Source organism: Roseateles sp. GW821-FHT02E12 (assembly GCF_059421665.1).
In genome coordinates, this window is sequence record NZ_JBWKVK010000001.1 from 432,464 (window position 1) to 448,560 (window position 16,097).

18 protein-coding genes are annotated in these 16,097 nt (G+C 68.3%); 5 read left to right on the top strand and 13 right to left on the bottom strand.

Annotated elements, in window-relative coordinates; translation table 11 throughout:
- Positions 1-27: 27 nt before the first annotated feature.
- The 6 genes from AC07V5_RS02000 to AC07V5_RS02025 all read right to left on the bottom strand — a co-directional run bounded on the left by AC07V5_RS02000 (position 28) and on the right by AC07V5_RS02025 (position 3,364).
- A complete protein-coding gene (locus AC07V5_RS02000; RefSeq protein ID WP_495113797.1) occupies positions 28-384 on the bottom strand; it encodes a hypothetical protein in 357 nt (118 codons plus the stop codon).
- 8 nt (positions 385-392) lie between these two features.
- On the bottom strand, positions 393-620 hold the full coding sequence (locus tag AC07V5_RS02005) for a DUF7661 family protein (protein ID WP_495113798.1): 228 nt from the start codon (positions 618-620) through the stop codon (positions 393-395).
- A 40-nt stretch (positions 621-660) separates the two neighbouring features.
- On the bottom strand, positions 661-1,092 hold the full coding sequence (locus AC07V5_RS02010; protein WP_495113799.1) for a hypothetical protein: 432 nt from the start codon (positions 1,090-1,092) through the stop codon (positions 661-663).
- A 113-nt stretch (positions 1,093-1,205) separates the two neighbouring features.
- Positions 1,206-1,853, bottom strand: coding sequence for a glutathione S-transferase family protein (locus AC07V5_RS02015; protein ID WP_495113800.1), 648 nt, complete (start codon positions 1,851-1,853; stop codon positions 1,206-1,208).
- A gap of 51 nt (positions 1,854-1,904) precedes the next feature.
- Complete coding sequence (locus AC07V5_RS02020; RefSeq protein ID WP_495113801.1) at positions 1,905-2,924, bottom strand: Ig-like domain-containing domain; 1,020 nt, start codon at positions 2,922-2,924, stop codon at positions 1,905-1,907.
- 203 nt (positions 2,925-3,127) lie between these two features.
- A complete protein-coding gene (locus tag AC07V5_RS02025; protein ID WP_495113802.1) occupies positions 3,128-3,364 on the bottom strand; it encodes a hypothetical protein in 237 nt (78 codons plus the stop codon).
- 24 nt (positions 3,365-3,388) lie between these two features.
- Between AC07V5_RS02025 and AC07V5_RS02030 the strand changes: the two genes are divergently transcribed.
- Positions 3,389-3,670 carry a DUF427 domain-containing protein gene (locus tag AC07V5_RS02030; protein WP_495113803.1) on the top strand — a complete coding sequence of 94 codons (282 nt, stop codon included), beginning with the start codon at positions 3,389-3,391 and terminating at the stop codon, positions 3,668-3,670.
- Here AC07V5_RS02030 and mltA read toward each other — a convergent pair.
- From mltA to apaG, 3 genes are all read right to left on the bottom strand, one after another.
- Positions 3,654-4,748, bottom strand: coding sequence for a murein transglycosylase A (gene mltA / locus AC07V5_RS02035; RefSeq protein ID WP_495113804.1), 1,095 nt, complete (start codon positions 4,746-4,748; stop codon positions 3,654-3,656). The two genes, AC07V5_RS02030 and mltA, sit on opposite strands and share 17 nt — an antisense overlap.
- A 123-nt stretch (positions 4,749-4,871) precedes the next feature.
- The gene (tlpB, locus tag AC07V5_RS02040) at positions 4,872-6,839 is read right to left on the bottom strand and encodes a transporter-like protein TlpB (protein WP_495113805.1); all 1,968 of its coding nucleotides are present in this window, start codon (positions 6,837-6,839) and stop codon (positions 4,872-4,874) included.
- The gene (apaG, locus tag AC07V5_RS02045; protein WP_495113806.1) at positions 6,836-7,210 is read right to left on the bottom strand and encodes a Co2+/Mg2+ efflux facilitator ApaG/CorD; all 375 of its coding nucleotides are present in this window, start codon (positions 7,208-7,210) and stop codon (positions 6,836-6,838) included. The genes tlpB and apaG overlap by 4 nt, the downstream gene beginning before the upstream one ends.
- A 212-nt stretch (positions 7,211-7,422) precedes the next feature.
- Between apaG and AC07V5_RS02050 the strand changes: the two genes are divergently transcribed.
- The 4 genes from AC07V5_RS02050 to AC07V5_RS02065 are packed head-to-tail and all read left to right on the top strand — an operon-like array spanning position 7,423 to position 9,838.
- Positions 7,423-8,028, top strand: a complete 606-nt coding sequence (locus AC07V5_RS02050) for a substrate-binding periplasmic protein (RefSeq protein WP_495113807.1) — start codon at positions 7,423-7,425, stop codon at positions 8,026-8,028.
- Complete coding sequence (locus tag AC07V5_RS02055) at positions 8,025-8,639, top strand: DNA-3-methyladenine glycosylase I (RefSeq protein WP_495113808.1); 615 nt, start codon at positions 8,025-8,027, stop codon at positions 8,637-8,639. Before AC07V5_RS02050 ends, AC07V5_RS02055 begins: the two co-directional genes overlap by 4 nt.
- Positions 8,640-8,664: 25 nt before the next feature.
- A complete protein-coding gene (gene rpe, locus AC07V5_RS02060; protein ID WP_495113809.1) occupies positions 8,665-9,354 on the top strand; it encodes a ribulose-phosphate 3-epimerase in 690 nt (229 codons plus the stop codon).
- Positions 9,355-9,364: 10 nt separating this feature from the next.
- Positions 9,365-9,838: a low molecular weight protein-tyrosine-phosphatase gene (locus AC07V5_RS02065; RefSeq protein WP_495113810.1), complete on the top strand. Its 474-nt coding sequence runs from the start codon at positions 9,365-9,367 to the stop codon at positions 9,836-9,838.
- A 1-nt stretch (position 9,839) separates the two neighbouring features.
- Here AC07V5_RS02065 and AC07V5_RS02070 read toward each other — a convergent pair whose 3' ends face one another.
- From AC07V5_RS02070 to AC07V5_RS02085, 4 genes are all read right to left on the bottom strand, one after another.
- Positions 9,840-12,941 (bottom strand): efflux RND transporter permease subunit, encoded by a 3,102-nt coding sequence (locus tag AC07V5_RS02070; protein WP_495113811.1) that lies wholly within the window; start codon positions 12,939-12,941, stop codon positions 9,840-9,842.
- Complete coding sequence (locus AC07V5_RS02075) at positions 12,938-14,134, bottom strand: efflux RND transporter periplasmic adaptor subunit (RefSeq protein ID WP_495113812.1); 1,197 nt, start codon at positions 14,132-14,134, stop codon at positions 12,938-12,940. The genes AC07V5_RS02070 and AC07V5_RS02075 overlap by 4 nt, the downstream gene beginning before the upstream one ends.
- Before the next feature lie 107 nt (positions 14,135-14,241).
- Positions 14,242-15,150: a pseudouridine-5'-phosphate glycosidase gene (locus AC07V5_RS02080; protein ID WP_495113813.1), complete on the bottom strand. Its 909-nt coding sequence runs from the start codon at positions 15,148-15,150 to the stop codon at positions 14,242-14,244.
- 7 nt (positions 15,151-15,157) lie between these two features.
- The gene (locus AC07V5_RS02085) at positions 15,158-16,066 is read right to left on the bottom strand and encodes a carbohydrate kinase family protein (RefSeq protein ID WP_495113814.1); all 909 of its coding nucleotides are present in this window, start codon (positions 16,064-16,066) and stop codon (positions 15,158-15,160) included.
- Positions 16,067-16,097: the final 31 nt, after the last annotated feature.

Genomic DNA, 16,097 nt, shown 5'->3' on the forward strand with positions numbered 1-16,097 from the left:
GCGCGGGCATCCGACCCTAAGGTTGGGTCACTGCAGCACGCCCTCAATCAGAGCGAACATGGCGCCCCCGACCACAGCGCCAATGAACCATATGAGCATCCGTCCCCACACGGTGAACAGAAAGCGAGCGCCTTCTCTGTTGGTCGGGAAATAGACCATCGGGATTCGGGTCTTAAGCGCCTTTGACGTGAAGCTGTTCAGGCCGATGACAAAGACACATGCCGTCACCAGAAAATAGCCGACGACAAACGGGAACAGCTCAGGACTGTCCGCGTCATACGGGATGACGCCGCGCAGCTTGAGCTGGCCAAGAAGCATGACCAGCACAAACAGCGACATCCCGGCAAGGAATGCAGTTTTCCGAGTTGCGATGGGAAGTGCCATTGGTGAACCTAGGTCGTTCGTTCAATCCGAAATATCCCACCCTTCTTGTACGCCGCCTGCTCATGAAACAGGTCGAACAGGAACTGCTCCAGTTCCTCGGGCGCCACGAACTCCGGAATGACAAACCCGGCCGGCGCCCGCTTGCCGTCGTTGCCTACCGCCAGCACCAACCAGCGGTCACCGCCGCGCTCGATGTCGAAGAGGCGGCCAAAGACGTTGAAGCGTTGTGCAGGCATCGGTGGCAGGCCTCCTGTGAAATGAACCGTCAGCCCGAGGCTATCCCAGGCGTATGCCGAACCCGCCCCGGTCGTCGTCATCGTCGCTACGCAGCCAGCCCACGGCGGAGGCGATCAGCAGCGCTCCGAAGATGAGCCCGAGGTACTTCCAGTGCTTGTCGTCCTCGATGACGTCGTCGCCCTGCGAGATGCGGATGCAGTTCTTGAAGAGCCGGGTGGAGCGGACCTCGATACGGTCGCCGTCCTTCAGCCGCGTGTAGAGCGCATAGCCGACGGAGCATGTCGACACCCTGCCGTCGATCAGATGCAGCGTGTAGCTGGTGTCGCCGCTCCCGGGGCCGTGGCGATCGCTATTGAAACTGCTGGTGTGCCGGTCAACCCGAAGTTGCTCGACACGGGTGGGCAGCCCGGTGTCGGCGATCAGCGTCAGCCCGGCGAGGAAGAGGCAGCACCGGAAGAGGAACCTGAACAAGGGCAACTCCTTCTTGGGGTCTCGGGACCGCAGCGGTTGCGGGCGCGGCGACTATGCCAAGGAAATGTTGTGCTTCAGGGCTCCACCAAGGCCAGAGGTGAAGATGCACGCCTTCAGTCCTGCGGAAACCGCTCCCGCCACAGCGCCGCCAACCTCGGTTCCTCGTCCACCCGGCGGATGGCCGCCGCCATGCCTGGTGCGACCTCGGCAAAGCGCTCGCGCCACGGCCCGAAGCGCGAGACGACGGCGACGTAGAGGTCCAGCACCGTCAGCTCGCCACCCAGCAGGTAGTCGCCCGGCGTGAGTTGCCGGTCCATGTTGGCCCAGCAGAACGCGATGCGGTCATGCACGGCAGCGACGACGGACTCGCGCGAGGCCTCGGGCGCACCGATGCGCTTCACGTCCGGCTTGATCCAATGCAGCGAGTAGATCGCCGACGACACGTAGAGCATCCAGCGCAGGAACTGCCGCCGCCGCGGGTCGGTGGCAGCCGGCGCCAGCCGCGCCTCGGGATGCAGGTCGGCCAGATAGATCAGGATGGCCGCGCTCTCGGTCATGACCTCGCCGCCCGCCAGCACCAGCGTCGGGATCTGGCGCATCGGGTTGGTTGGCGCCACGCGCTCGCGCGCAGCCGCCTCAGCCCAGGTGGCGCCTTCGATCAACGTGTAGGGCTGGCCCAGCAGGGTCAGCGCGGCCTCCACGGCGACCGAGCCGGAGGCTTGCGCGCCATACAGCGTCAGCGGAGAAAGCTCATGAGGCATGACGGCAGGTTACCGCTGCGCGGCCGTCATGGCCCCCACAAGCCACCGCCTCTAGTTCTCGACGACAAAGAAGACTTCGCGCGCCGGGACGCTCACCGAATCTTCATTCCAGATCGTGGTCACATTGCCCGCGTTGTCGATGAACCTCGCCGTGGTCGGCGGGTTGTTCGCCACGAACCAGCCTGTGGAGGCCTTGGCCTTGAAGCGCCACTCCGGCAGCGTCGCCGCGTCGTACGGGGCGCTCTGCACCCAGCCGGCATCCGTGAGTGCCGGCTCGGCGCCGTCCTGCGGCACGGGATCCCGCACGATTTGCCGCGCGGGGTTCATGACCAGATTGCGGCGCAGCCCGTCATCGTTGGTTACACAACTCAGCCAGATCGTCCCGGTGGAGGTCTTGCGAAGGTTGCGCACGCAGTCGGTGATGGACGTGCCGGAGAACGCCGTGGTGCGATGCGAACTCTCGTTGCCCACCTGCGTGAGGCTGAAGCTGCCGTCGGCCTTGCGCTCCACGGCCAGCGGCGTGAGGCCATGCAGGGCGTAGACCTTTTCGCCGTAGTGAAGCACACCCAGCGCCTCCGTCGTGAAGCGGCTGCTTTGCGACCACGTCGTCGTCTGCGCATTCTTGCCGTAGGCCGTGCCCTGGATCTCCCAGGTGCAATCCGTGCTGTAGGGCAGCGCATCCGGGTAGCGCACGGTGACTGTCCCGCTGTTGTCCAGGAGGGCGACCCTCACGTTCGCCGACAGGGCCGTCCGGCCGCAATACGTGGCCTTGGCGTCGATGCTCTGCACGTTGGCGAGCATGAGGTTCACGGTCAGCTCGCCGGTGATGGACACATCCTTGGCGCTGGCTGTCGGCGTGAAGCTGGCGACCGTCGCGGTTGGCGCCGGAAACGTGGTGCAGAACGGCGGATCGGTCGCGCCATTGGTGCAGGACGGCGCCGCGGACGCGGGCGTGGCAGGCGGCGGCGTGCTGGCCCCACCCCCTCCACCGCCGCCGCAGGCACTCAGGCCGAATGCGAGCGGCAAACCATACAGGGCAGCCCGCGAGCGGGCAGACAACAAGAACTTCAAAACGATCTCCCTGGCGACAAGGTGTCACCCTCGTCTGGATCGAGCGTCGGACGGGGGTCGGTCACGCCAGGCAAGAACCCGACTGCATCCAAGCACTCGTGCGGTTAGTGCCGCTCATTCTGTCGTGCAGCACCGCAGCACCAATCCCTAGACGCTGTCACAAATTACACGTGTGCCGGGAGCGCCGAGCGCGTGAATCGGACCTAGCCTTGAAGCATCCCGATCAACTCCTTCGCAAACGCCAGCGCTTCCTCCGGCGTCTCGAAGTGCATCTCGTTGTTGAGTTCGTCCACGTCGCCGTCCGGCCCCTTGTGCACAACCGACCAGCCGCCTGCGCCGCCATCGATGGCGAGCACGCCGAACTGCCCAGGTTCCAGGTCCCGGGAGCTGCCGCCGGTGACGACGATGTCTCGGCCAAGGTGGGAGTGGTAGCGTCGCATCCCTCGATTCTCCCGGAGCAGACGATGAAGGCAGTGTGGAATGGCGTGACCCTCGCCGAAAGCAACGACACCGTGGTCGTCGAAGGCAACCATTACTTCCCGGCCGAGTCACTGAAGAAGGAATACACGACCTTCTCCAACCACCGCAGCGGCTGCCACTGGAAGGGTCAGGCGCAGTACCTGAGCCTGTTCGTCAACGGTGAGATGAACCCGGACGCCGTCTGGTACTACGCCGACCCGCTGCCCGCCGCAGCGGAGATCAAGGGCCGCTACGCCTTCTGGAAGGGCGTCAAGGTTTCGGAATAAGCCCTTCGGGCCACAGCGCCCACAGCCGCAACGCCTGCTTGGTGCGGCCGGCCTGCAACGCGGCAGCCTCGCCCCAGCCCCAGAACAGATCGGCACGCACGGCGCCCTGGATGGCGCCACCGGAGTCCTGAGCCAGCACGAGGCGGCGCAGCGGCGTCGTGGACAGCGGCTCGGTGCTGTCCAGCCACAGCGGCGTGCCCAGGGTGATGAAGGCCCGGTCGATGGCGACGGAGCGGCCCGGCGTCAGTGGCACACCCTGGGCCCCGCGCGGGCCCTGGCTCGCATCGGGCAGGGCCTCCTCGCGGAAGTAGACGACGCGCGGGTTCACCGCCAGCGCATCACGCACCTTGGCCGGGTTGCGGCGCGCCCAGTCGCCCAGGGTGCGCGGCGTGGCGTCACCCACCTCGCCGCGGTCCAGCAGCACGCGCACGACGGACTGGAAGGGCTGGTCGTTGTGGCCGGCAAAGGCGACCCGGCTGAGGCGCTCGGCGCCTGCCGCGTCGCGCACGACGAGGCGGCCCGAGCCCTGGATCTGCAGCTGCAACAGGCCGAAGGGGTCGTCGACATAGGCCAGCTCCAGCATCGTGAAGCGCGGGTTGGCCTCGATGTCGCGGCGCGGCGTGCGGCGCAGCGTGGCATCGGCCGGCAGCGCATGCAGCGGCCACTGGAAGGCGCCCTGGCGCGTGCGGCTGGCGGTGAGCTGGGGCTCGAAATAGCCGGTCAGCAGGCCGGTCGCCTCGCCGTCGTCGGCGGCCAGCCGCCAGGGGCGCAGATGCTTCATCAGCAGCAGCGCGGCCTCCATCGCATCGCCGGGGGCCTGCAGCGCGGCGCGGGCGCAGAACTCGGCCCAGCCGGGTGCGGGGCGCTGGCAGCCGGCGAGCAGGGCCGGCCAGGCGGCGAGCAGGTCGTCGCCGCCCCAGCCGGGCAGGTCTTTCCAGTCGGCGGCAACCCAGCGCTGCGGCGCAGGCCGTGGCGTAGAGGGTGAGACCGGCGCCGTGTCCCGCGGTTGGGGTGGCGAAGGCGGCTGCAGCGGCGGTGAAGAGCAGGCGGCCAGGCTTCCTAGAATCGCAGCCAACACCCCACGCGCCCACCATCCCATGCTGCTCCTCGTCCTCGAAGCCCTCGGCGCGCTGCTGATCTTTGTCTTCATCATCTGGTGGACCATGTTCTCGGGCCGCAACAAGGGCGAGCGCAAGGACGACTAGCTCTTCGCGATCAAGAAGCTCAGCGGCTGGCGCCGCAGCCGCGCGCGGATGGCGGCGTAAACGCGCTTGCGGTCGGCCAATCGGATGCCGCGCGAGCGCATCGCCACCTTGAAGGCGCAGAAGAAGCTGACACCGACGTTCAGCATGCCGATGCCGGCAACGCACAGCACGCAGGACCAGAAGGCCCAGGTCGCCATGACGCCGACACCAAGCGCACCCACGGCGGCGGCGAGTTGGCCGGTGGACAGCGTCACATGGCGCACCTCCAGGCCGATGCCGAGGAAGCCGAACAGCGACGGCACCAGGCCCAGCATCAGGCCCAGGCTGATGTTGGCCGTCAGGCCCGAGATATTGGCTCGCCACCAGGCCGACCAGCGCTGCGCGCGCGCCTGGCCGACGGTTGCAACGATGCGCGGGTTCCACGCGATGGCGCTGTCCAGGCGGTGGAAGACGAACCAGTTCTCCACCCAGCCGGCAATCATGCTGGACGCGAACAGCAGCGTGCCGGTGAAGGCGGCAAACAGCAGCGAGGGGCCGAACAGGCTCAGGGAGTGCAGCACGTAGTGGGCGTCCTTCTCGCCCACCAGCGGGGCGCCAAACACGGCCCAGCACAGCCCCTGCACGGCCAGCACCAGCGGCGCGACGACGCTGAGGTTGCCGATGACGCCGGCCACCTGGGAGCGCACGAGATGGGTCACCTCGTCGACGAAGCCCACCACGCCGTCGTCGCGGTCGATGTGCTGCAGCTTGTCGGCCATGGCCGGGGCGGTCATGGCCGGCTGCTTGGTCGCCACCGTCCAGTGCAGCAGGTGGATGAGGACGAAGCAGGACGCGTAGTTCACGCCAGCCCAGAAACCGCCCCAGAAGGCCGTGAAGCCGAGCAGGGCGATGCCGAACTTGAGGAAGGTGGTGCCCGCCAGCACGGCGCCGCCGCCGGCCGCGCGCTTCAGCATGTCGAGGTATTCCTCGCGGCTGCGGGTGATGTAGTGCTCGCCCGTCTCGGCGCTGCGCTCGGCCACCTTGCGCGCCAGCAGCGAGTAGTGGCGCGCGAACAGCATGCGCAGACTGCGCCTCTCGTGCACGACGCGCACCAGGCCGGCCACCAGGCGCAGCAGCTCGCGCTGGGGTTCGTGCGACAGCAGGCAGGCCAGCAGCGCCTCGATGCGCTCCAGCCGTGCGGTGAGCTGCTCGACGGAGAACATCAGGTCCACCGACACGCCGTGGATCTCCAGGTGCTCGGGCACGGACTGTGCAGCGGCGCGGCAGCGGTCCAGCAGCGCGTGCAGGTACTGCAGGGCCGAGTCCAGCGCGGCGGTGTCTCCACCGGTGCCGGCCAGCGCGCCCTCGACGGCTGCCCAGGCGGTGGGCAACTGGTGAAAGGGCTTGTCCTGCAGCAGCGGCTCGTCCATGCGCACGCGCAGCGGCCCGGCCAGGCCGGCGGCCTGCACATGGCTGATGAGGACGGTGATGGCGGCGCGCGCCTCGACGCGCCAGCCGTCGTCGGGCGTGGCGGCGAACAACAGGCTCAGCCGTGCCAGCAGCTCGTCGTCGATGGCGGCGATCCAGTCCTCGTCGGTCTCGCTGCCAAAGAGCAGCTCGAACAGCGCCGCGAGGTCGCGCGTGTCGGTGGTGGCCGGCAGCAGGCGGCGGCGCAGGCGCCCGAGGAACTCGTGCCACAGCGCCATGCGCGGCGCAAAACCCACCTCGGCGAACAGCGAGACGGCGTCGACATCGTTCCAGACCCCGCCGATGACGTTGGCGAACGCCCAGGCGTGCTCGGGGTGGCGCTCCAGCACGTTGAGCAGGTGCTTGAGGCGCACGAGGGGCCGCGGCGTGCCCGCGGCGGCTTCCTCACGCGGCGCGTGGCGCAGCCATTCGAGCAGGCGCACCAGCCACAGATTGCGCTCGGCGAGCGCCGCCTGCGGGTCGGCCGCGTTCAGGAGGGCGGTGAGGTCCCAGGTCAATGGAGAGAGGCGCTGTCAGCGAGCAGGAACTCGGGGACCTCGGTGTAGAAGACCTCGCAGCCCTCGGTGACGCACAGGAAGCGCCCGCACATCGTGCCCTGTGGCGTGGTGATCTGGGCCCAGGAGCTGTACTGGAAGCTCTGGCCCGGCGCCAGCACGGGCTGGTGGCCGACAACGGCCAGGCCGTCGACGATCTGCACCTGACCGCGGGCGTCGGTGATCTCCCAATGCCGGCCGACGAGCTGGGACAGCACATCACCGCTGTTCTCGATGGTGACGGTGTAGCTGAAGGCATACAGCCCCTGCTCGAGATGGGTCTGCTCGGGCAGGGCCTGGACTGCAACGGTGCAACTGAAACGAGGGTTGGCCATCAGCGCATTCTGCCGGCGTCGAGCGCTATGCTCCACGCATGTTCCCTGGACCGCGTGATCCTAAATGCTGCTGCGCGCCGGCTGCGGGCTGATCTGCCTGCTCGCGCTGCTGACCAGCCACGCGCAAGAACTGTCGCTGCGCACAGTCCAGCAGGCAAGTTCCATCGTCAAGTACGACCCCGACGGCCCCCCCCCAGAAGCCCGGCATCTGCATGGAAGTGCTGCGCGCAGTCGAGCGTGTCGACCCCGGCCTGCGCTTCAGCGGGCTGGACCAGCATCTGCCGCTGCGCCGCGTCGAGCGCCTGCTGGCCGATAGCCAGGTGGACGTGTTCTTCTGCCTGCTGCGCTCGCCGGAGCGCGAGCGCCAATGGCGTTATGTGCCCGTGCCGCTGTACGGCGTGCGCCATGTGATCGTGCAGCGGGTCGACGACCTGCGGCCCGTCGACACCCTGCTGGACCTGGCCACGATGAGCCAGGTCAAGCCCGTGCTGGTGGCGCGCGGCACCGCGCTGGCGCGCAAGCTGGACACGGCGGGCGTGAACCTGGCCGAGGTCGGCTCGGAGCGCGAGGCCCTGCAGATGCTGACCCTGGGCCGCACCGACGCGATCTACGGTCAGGACATCAACCTGCTGCGCCACATCCGCGACTCCCGGATGGGCGACAAGGTCAAGCTGGGCAGGACGTCCTTCCAGGAGGAATCGCAGTACGTGGCCGTGCGCAACGACCTGCCCGCGCCCATCGTCGAGCGCTTGACCGAAGCCCTGCGCCGCCTGGAGCGCGACGGCGTGTTGCGCCAACTGGCCGAGAAATACCGTTGAAGCCGCTCTACCTGCCGCCCGATGGCCGGCCGCGCTGCGCCTGGTGCGCCGCCGCGCCCGGCGACGAGACTTATCTGCGCTATCACGACGAGGAGTGGGGCCGGCCGGTGGGCGACGACTTCCGGCTCTTCGAGAAGCTCTGCCTGGAGGGCTTCCAGAGCGGCCTGTCGTGGCGGACCATCCTGAACAAGCGCGAGGCCTTTCGCGCAGCCTTTGCGGGCTTCGACTACAACGAGGTGGCTCGCTTCGGCACTGCCGACGTGAACCGCCTGCTGCTGGATGCCGGCATCGTGCGCCACCGCGGCAAGATCGAGGCGGCCATCCACAACGCCGGGCGCTGCGTAGAGCTGGTGGCGGCGGAAGGGTCGCTGGCCGCCTATCTGTGGCGCTTCGAGCCACCCAAGAACTCGGTGGCCCACAACCTGGCGACGTCGGCGCCGTCCGAGGCGCTGTCCAAGGACCTGAAGAAGCGCGGCTGGAAGTTCGTCGGCCCGACGACCATGCATGCGCTGATGCAGGCCATGGGCCTCATCAACGACCACCAGCCCGGTTGCCACCACTGGGCCGAGGCGCAGAAGGCGCGCGACAGCTTCAAGCGGCCGGGCGCCTGACACCCCGAATCTAGAATCGATGGCTATGGCCGCCCCTCAATACCGCATCGCCCCCAGCCTGCTGTCCGCCGATTTCGCCCGCCTGGGCGAGGAAGTGAAGACCGTGCTGGCCGCTGGCGCCGACTGGATCCACTTCGACGTGATGGACAACCATTACGTGCCCAACCTGACCTTCGGCCCGATGGTCTGCGAGGCGCTGCGCAAGCACGCGGTGCACCCCGACGGCAAGCCGGCCGTCATCGACGTGCACCTGATGGTGCAACCGGTCGACAGCCTGGCCCAGGCCTTCTGCCGCGCCGGCGCGGACGTGGTGACCTTCCACCCCGAGGCCAGCGCCCATGTGGACCGCACGCTGCAGCTCATCAAGGCCGAGGGCAAGCAGGCCGGCCTGGTGTTCAACCCGGGCACGCCGCTGGACGTGCTGGAGTGGGTCATCGACAAGGTCGATGTGGTGCTCTTGATGAGCGTGAACCCGGGCTTCGGCGGGCAGAGCTTCATCCCGACCGCGCTGCAGAAGCTCAAGAAGGCGCGCGAGATCATCCAGGCCAGCGGCCGCGACATCCGCCTGGAGATCGACGGCGGCGTGAAGGTCGACAACATCCGCGAGATCGCCGCAGCGGGTGCCGACACCTTCGTCGCCGGCTCGGCCATCTTCGGCAAGCCCGACTACAAGGCCGTCATCGACGCCATGCGCACTGAACTGGCTCAGGCCTGAGGAAACCACGATGGCCGCCATCCTGCTCGTCTGCACCGCCAACATCTGCCGCTCGCCGATGGCCGAGGCCATCTTCAAGGCCAAGCTGGGCGATGTGTTCAAGACCATCGCCTCGGCCGGCGTGCATGCCGACCCGCGCGGCGGCCCGGTGGATGCGCGTGCCGCCGCCGCACTGGAGCGGCACAAGTACAGCCTCGACCGCAAATGGCGCTCGCGCCGCGTCGAGCCGGAGCAGCTCGGCCAGTACGACCTGGTGCTGGCCATGGAGTCCGAGCATGTCGATGCCCTGCGCAAGAAGGCCGCGCCCGAGCACCACGCCAAGATCCTGCTGCTGACCGACTTCGTGCCCGAACTGGCCGGCGAGGACATCCCCGACCCCTACTTCGGCCCCGTTGCGGGCTTCGATGCCGTCATCGGCATGATCGAGCGTGCGGCCCAGCGGCTGCTCACCGAGAGCCGCGAAGGCCGGCTGAAACTCAGCTGAATCAGGCGGCCTTGCTGGAGAAGTCCGCAACCTCGCGGACGTCCGGCCCCGTGCCGCTGAAGCGGTCCAGCGCCAGGTAGATGACCGGCGTGATGTAAAGCGTCACCGCCTGCGACAGGATCAGGCCGCCCACCACGGCCAGGCCCAGCGGCTGGCGCAGCTCGGCGCCGGCACCCAGGCCCAGCGCGATGGGCAGCGCGCCCATCAGCGCGGCCAGCGTCGTCATCATGATGGGCCGGAAGCGCAGGATGCAGGCTTGGCGTATCGCCTCGGCGGGCGGCAGCCCCTGGCTGCGCTGCACGTCCAGCGCGAAGTCGATCATCATGATCGCGTTCTTCTTGACGATGCCGATCAGCATGACGATGCCGATGGTGGCAATGATCGTCAGCTCCATGCCGAACAGCTGCAGCGTGATCAGCGCGCCCACCGCGGCCGACGGCAGGCCGGCCAGGATGGTCAGCGGGTGGATATAGCTCTCGTAGAGCACGCCCAGCAGCACGTAGATGACGGCCACGGCCAGGCCGATCAGCAGCAGCTGGCCGCCCTGCGAATCCTGGAACACGGCGGCGTCGCCACCGTAGCTGGTGATGATGCTGGGCGGCAGCTTGATGTCGCGCGTGAAGGTGTCGATCTGCTTGGTGGCGTCGCCCAACGGCACGTTGGGCGCGAGGTTGAAGCTGATCGTGACGGCCTGCAACTGGCCCTGGTGGTTGACCGCCGTGGGGCCCAGCGTGCGCTGCACGGTGGCGAAGGCCGTCAGCGGCACCTGCGCGCCGTTCTTGCCGCGCAGATAGATCTTGTCGAAGGCGGCCTCGCTGCTGCGGTCGTCCTCGCCGGCCTCCATGATGACCTGGTAGGTGTTGCTCTCGGCATAGATGCTGGACACCTGGCGCTCGCCGAAGGCGCCGTACAGCGCGTTGCGCAGGTCCTGCATCTGCACGCCCAGGATGGCCGCGCGCTCGCGGTCGATGACGAGACTGGCCTGCAGGCCACGCAGCTGCGAGTCACTCGTGATATCGCGGAAGCGCTCGTCGCTGCGCAGCTTCTCCTGCAATTTGGTTGACCAGGTATTGAGCTCGCCCGTCGACACCGATTGCAACGTGTACTGGTAGCGGCTCTTGCTCTGGCGGCCGCCGAGCTGCAGGTTCTGTATCGGGCGCAGATAGACCTGGATGCCGGGCACCGCGCGCAGCTTCTTGCGCAGGCCTTCCAGCACCTTGGGCATGGGCTCGCGGCTGCCACGCGCCTTCAGGTTGATGAACATGCGGCCAGTGTTGGTGGCGCTGCCCGACGGCCCGCCGCCGACGGCCGAGCTGACGGCGGCAATATTGGGGTCGCCGCGCACGATAGCCGCCACACGGTCCTGCAGGACGGTCATCGCGGCGAACGACGTGTCCTCGGCGGACTCGGTGCTGGCAGAGATCTGGCCGATGTCCTCCTCGGGGAAGAAACCCTTGGGGATGGTTGTGTAGAACCAGATGGTCGCGACGAAGCTCAAGGCCGCCACGCCCAGCACCCAGGGGCGGTGGCGCAGCGCCAGGTCCAGCGTGCGCGTGTAGGCGTTCAAGGTGGCCGTGAAGCCGCGCTCGAAGAGTCGCCCCATCGGGCCGTCTTCGTGGTGCTCGTCGGCTTTCAGCAGTCGGCTGCACAGCATGGGCACCAGCGTCAGCGACACGACGGCCGACACGAGGATGGACAGGCCGACGACGACGGCGAACTCGTGGAAGAGCAGGCCGATGACACCCGGCATGAAGAAGATGGGGATGAGCACCGCCACCAGCGAGACCGAGATGGACAGGATGGTGAAGGCCATCTCGCGCGCGCCGCGCACGGCCGCGTCGAAGGGCTTCATGCCGTCCTCGACGTGGCGGACGATGTTCTCCAGCATGACGATGGCGTCGTCCACCACCAGGCCCACGGCCAGCGTGATGCCCAGCAGCGAGATGTTGTCCAGCGAGTAGCCCAGCGCGAACAGCAGCGTCAGCGCGCCGATCAGCGAGATGGGCAGCGAGGCCGTCGGGATCAGCGTGGCCACCGCGCGGCGCAGGAAGATGAAGATCACCAGCACCACCAGGCCCACCGTCAGCGCCAGCGTCACATAGACATCGTGCAGCGACTCGCGGATGGACACCGAGCGGTCGTTCAGCGTGTCCATCTTGATGGACGCCGGCATCTGCGCCGCATAGCGCGGCAGCAGGGCCTTGACCTTGTCGACGACCTGCACGGTGTTGGCGTCGGGCTGGCGCTGGATGGCCAGCACGATGGAGCGCTCGCCCTGGTAGGTGGAGTAGGTTTTGCTGGTCTCGACGCTGTCCTGCACGTCGGCCACGTCGCGCAGCAGCACCGGCGCGCCATTGCGCGAGGCGACGACGATGCGACCGAACTCGGTGGCATTGCGCAGCTGGCGGTTGGCCTGGATGGTCAGCGTCTGGCGAGAGCCGTCCAGCACGCCCACCGGCGTGTTGGCATTGGCGGCGCGCACGGCCGTCTGCAGTTCGTCGAGCGTGATGTTGCGCTGGTTCAGCAGGTCGGTCTTGACCTTGATGCGCACGGCATAGCGCTTCTGGCCAAAGATGGACACCTGGGCCACGCCGTCGATGGTCGACAGGCCCGGCGACAGCAGGTTCTCGGCGTAGTCGTTCAGCTCGGTCAGGTCGATGGAGGGCGACGTCAGCGCCACCAGCAGCACCGGCGCATCGGCCGGGTTGACCTTGCGGTAGCTCGGTGGCGAGGTCATCTCGGCCGGCAGCGCGCGCAGGGAGCGGAACAGCGCCGCTTGCACGTCCACCGCCGCCGCATCGATGTTGCGTGAAGGATCGAACTCCAGCGTCAGCGAGGTGCTGCCCAGCGTGTTGGTCGACGAGATGGTCTGCAGGCCCGCGATGGTGGCGAACTGCTTCTCCAGCGGCAGCGCCACAGACGACGCCATCGTCTCGGGCGACGCCCCGGGCAGCGACGCGCCCACGTTGATGATGGGCGTGTTGTACGACGGCAGCGCCGCGACCGGGATCTTGCTCCAGGCAGCCAGGCCGGCGATGACAAGCGACAGGTTCAGCAGCACGGTCATGACCGGCCGCCGGATGAACATCTCCGTCAACCTCATTTGTCAGCGCCCGAAGCTGCTGCAGATGCGGCCGATGCGGCCGAGGCCGCGCCGCTACCACTGCTGGCCTGGATGCGCAGCGGCGTGCCGGGCCGCAGGTTCTGCTTGCCTTCCATGACGACCTGGGCTGTGGCGTCCAGGCCCTCCACCACGGCCTGCTCGCCCATGGCCTGGCGCAACTGCACCGGCACGAGCTTGGCCGTGTCGCCCGGGCCGACGACGTAGACCGAGCGCTCGTTGCCGCGGATGATGATGGCGGCCTGGGGCACCACCGTCACGCCCTTGAGCGTGCGCAGCGTGACGCGCACGCGCAGGTACTGGCCCGGCCACAGCGCCTGGGCCTTGTTGTCGAACTCGGCCTTGACCTTGATCGTGCCGGTGCTGCTGTCGACGAGGTTGTCCACCGCCGAGACGCGGCCCTTGATGGACGTCGCGCCGCGCAGCGAGCCCGGCGGCGGCAGGGCTTCGACATCCAGCTCACCGGCGCGCGTGGCCGCGAGCAGCGAGCCGAGCTGGGTCTCGGGCACCGTGAAGCTAATGGCGATGGGGTCCAGCTGCGCGATGTTGACCAGCGGCAGCGCTGTCGCGTTGGCCTGCACCAGGCTGCCGGGGTAGACGCTGACGATGCCGACGCGGCCGCTGATGGGGGCGCGCAACTCGTTGTAGCCCAGCGTGACCTGGGTCGCCTGGATCGCGGCCTCGTCGCTGCGGATCAGGGCCTGGCCGGCGTCGAAGTTGGCCTGGGCCGTGTCCACCGCGTTCTGGGCGATGAAGTTCTGCGCCTTCAACTCCTTGGCACGGTTGAGCTGGCGCTCCAGGTCGTTCAGGCTGGCGCGGTCGCGGGCCAGCTGGGCGCGCGCCTTCTCCATCGCGGCGCGGTCGCCACGGTCATCGAAGCGGAACAGCAGGTCGCCCTTGCGGACGTTCTGGCCGTCCTTGACGAGCACCTGGGCCACGATGCTGGTCGTCTGCGCGCGCACGTCCACGCTCTGCAGCGCGGTGACGGTGCCGCTGGCCTCCACCGTGATCGGCACGTCGGCCTGCTTCACTTTGACGACGCCGACGTTCTGCGCCGGCGGTGCGCTGGCCGCCCCAGCCGGTGCCGACGCGCCACCGGCATCGTCCTTGCGCCCACAGCCGGCCAGAAGGGCCAGCACCAGGCCACAAAGAAACAGGGGGGAGGTCGCGCGCATGCAAGCCTGCTGAAAGTAATAGGGGTTGACTTGAAAAACAGATCAGCTTAACCGGCCTGTTTTGCTCGCAGTTTGCTGGCCACCCCCAGCTTGCGCGTTTTTCGGCTTTAGTTCTGCAGCGCGCGAGCCAGGCGTGCGCCCGCGACGGCGTTGTTCCTCACGAGCGCGATGTTGGTGGCCAGGCTGCGCCCGCCCGTCAGCGCCTTGATGCGCCCCAGCAGGAAGGGCGTGATGGCCTTGCCGACGATGCCTTGCGCGTCGGCTTCAGCCAGCGCCTGAGCCGTGATCGCATCGATCTCCTCGCGGGGCATCGCATCGTGGGCCGGCACCGGGTTGCTGACGACGACGCCGCCGTTCAGGCCCAGCGCCCATTTGGCGCGGATGAAGCGCGCCTGTTGCTCGGCATCGTCCATGCGGAAGTCGGCCTTCAGGCCGCTGTCGGGCGTGAAGAAGGCGGCGAAGTTGTCCTGGCCAACCGACAGCACCGGCACGCCGTGCGTCTCCAGGTACTCCAGCGTCAGGCCCAGGTCGAGGATGGACTTGGCGCCCGCGCAGACGACGGCCACCGGCGTGCGCGCCAGCTCCTGCAGGTCGGCCGAGATGTCAAAGCTCTCATGCCCGCCGCGGTGCACGCCGCCGATGCCACCGGTCACGAACACCTCGATGCCGGCCAGGTGGGCGCAGATCATCGTCGCGGCCACGGTGGTGGCGCCAAGGCGCCCGGTCGCGATGGCGAAGGGCAGGTCGCGGCGGCTGAGCTTCATCGCGTCGGGCGCCTGGGCGAGCTGCTGCAGCTCGGCATCCGTCAGGCCCACGCGGATGCGCCCGCCGATGACGGCGATGGTGGCCGGCACGGCGCCCTCGATGCGGATGACATCCTCGACCTGGCGGGCCGTCTCCAGGTTCTGCGGCCAGGGCATGCCGTGGGCAATGATGGTCGATTCGAGGGCGACGATGGGGCGCCCCTGCTCACGGGCGGCGGCCACTTCGGGCGAGAGTTGGATCAGGTCGTTCATGGGTTGTTCATCGATCGCTGAGGAATCGCGGGGTCAGTTCGGGGTGGACGCTGTCCTCGGTCTGCAGCGTCAGCGCAGCCAGATCCAGGCCCAGGCGGGCGGCGGCATCGAAATCGTCGGGCGCCTTCAGCAGCGACGCGCAGACGCCGGCGGACAGTGCGTCGCCCGCACCGGTCACATCCACGACGTGCACCTGCGGCGCCGGCCAGTGGCACGGCGCGCGGTCCGGCGTGCTGAGCAGCAGGCCTTCAGGCCCCTTGGACACCAGCACGCAGCCCACGCCGCGGGCGTGCAGCACATCGAACGCCTCGTTCGCATCGGCCGCGATGGTGGCCAGCTCACCCGCGTTCATCACCAGCAGGTGCAGCCCTTCCAGGCGCTCCGGCAGCCGGCCCATCTTGGCCTCGGACACGGCCACGCAGACCAGCGGAATGCCGCTGGCACGCGCCTCGCCCAGCAGCAGCGGCCAGGCATCGGTGGGCAGGTTGCCGTCGGCCACGACGAGGGCAGCGCTGGCGCGCAACGCCTTGCTGGACTCCAGCGCCCAGGGGTTCAGGCTCTCGACGAGGGGCATCGAGGCCAGGCCCAGCTCCAGGCCGCCGTCGGGTGAGAGCACGGCCGTGTAGCTGTCGCTGGCGTGGCGGCGCAACCGGATGACGGCGCGCGTGTCCATGCCGACGGCGGCGGCCTGCTCCAGCAGCATGCGCCCGCCCGCGTCGTCGCCCACGGCCGCGACGAGCGCCACGGGCAGGCCCAGGCGCGCCAGGTTCTCGGCTACGTTGCGCACGACGCCGCCGGGCGTCTCGTGCGATTCACAGGGGTTGGACGACCCAGGCAGCGCGCTGGCCAGCAGCTTGAGCTTGCGGTCGATGTTGAGGCCGCCGATGCAAACGATGGGGGCGGCAGATGCGTTCATCGTCGGATTCTAGGAACTCGGCAGCGCGGCG